Origin of the sequence: Kocuria palustris, assembly GCF_007666205.1 — a bacterium.
Taxonomy (GTDB): domain Bacteria; phylum Actinomycetota; class Actinomycetes; order Actinomycetales; family Micrococcaceae; genus Kocuria; species Kocuria palustris_A.
The window spans coordinates 1-1,006 of record NZ_VDOR01000041.1; the positions used below are offsets into that span (position 1 = coordinate 1).

General features: G+C 65.2%; 1 protein-coding gene and 1 other annotated feature. The gene reads right to left on the reverse strand.

All coding sequences use genetic code 11. The features are described from left to right. Positions 1 to 18: 18 nt before the first annotated feature. A partial coding sequence (locus FSY66_RS12405) for an IS3 family transposase (RefSeq protein WP_144795395.1) occupies positions 19 to 1,006 on the reverse strand: 988 nt, incomplete at its 5' end. Next, positions 859 to 987: a sequence feature (AL1L pseudoknot), on the reverse strand. (Overlaps the previous gene by 129 nt.)

The window sequence follows — 1,006 nt, forward strand, 5'->3', positions numbered from 1 at the left end:
TGAATCGCCCCGGGTTTGTTAGAGGCTCGCAAGTGCCGCGTCGGCGGGTGCCGGTGCGGGGTTGTTGTGATGGTAGACGTCCTCGAGCTCGACGGGCGGAATCATGCCGATCTCGCCGTGCAGACGCCGGTGATTGAACCAGTCGATGTATTCCGCGGTCGCGATCTCGAGGTCGTCGATGTTCTTCCAGGGCCCGAGGTTACGGACCAGTTCTGCCTTGAACAGCGAGTTGAAGGCCTCGGCCAGGGCGTTGTCATACGAGTCGCCGGTGGAGCCGACCGAGGCGACCGCGCCGGCCTCAGCAAGACGCTCGGTGTAGCGGATGGCGACGTATTGAACGCCCTTATCGCTGTGATGCGTGAGCCCGGTGACGGCCTGGCCTGCGTGATCGCGGGTCCAGATGCCCATCTCGAGCGCGTCCAGCGCAAGGTCGGTTCGTAGCGACTTCGACAGCTGCCAGCCGACCACGCGGCGGGAGAACACGTCGATGACGAACGCGGCATACACCCAGCCGGCGAAGGTGCGGCAGTAGGTGATATCCGCGACCCACAACTGGTTCGGAGCAGTCGCCGTGAAGTCACGTTCGACCAGGTCAGGTCGATTGTCGGGGCCGCGACCGGAGATCGTGGTGCGTGGGCCCTTGGCCCGGCTGATCCCTCGCAACCCCGCGACGCGCATGAGCCGCTCGACCGTGCAACGCGCCACCGAGATGCCCTCCCGCAGCAACTGGGCATGGACCTTCTTCGCCCCGTAGACGCCGAAGTTCGCCGCATGGACGCGGTGGATCTGGACCAGCAGTTCCTCGTCGCGCACTGCCCGTCTCGAGGGTGGGCGGGTCTTGAACGCGTAGTACGTGCTCGGCGCGATCTGCGTGCCCGCTGCGGTCAGCGTCCGACAGATCGGCTCGACGCCGAACTCATGCTTGTGCTGGTCTATGTACTCCACGATCAACGCTGTGGACGGTCGAGCTCCGCCGCGAAAAAAGCCGACGCCGACCTCAGGATCG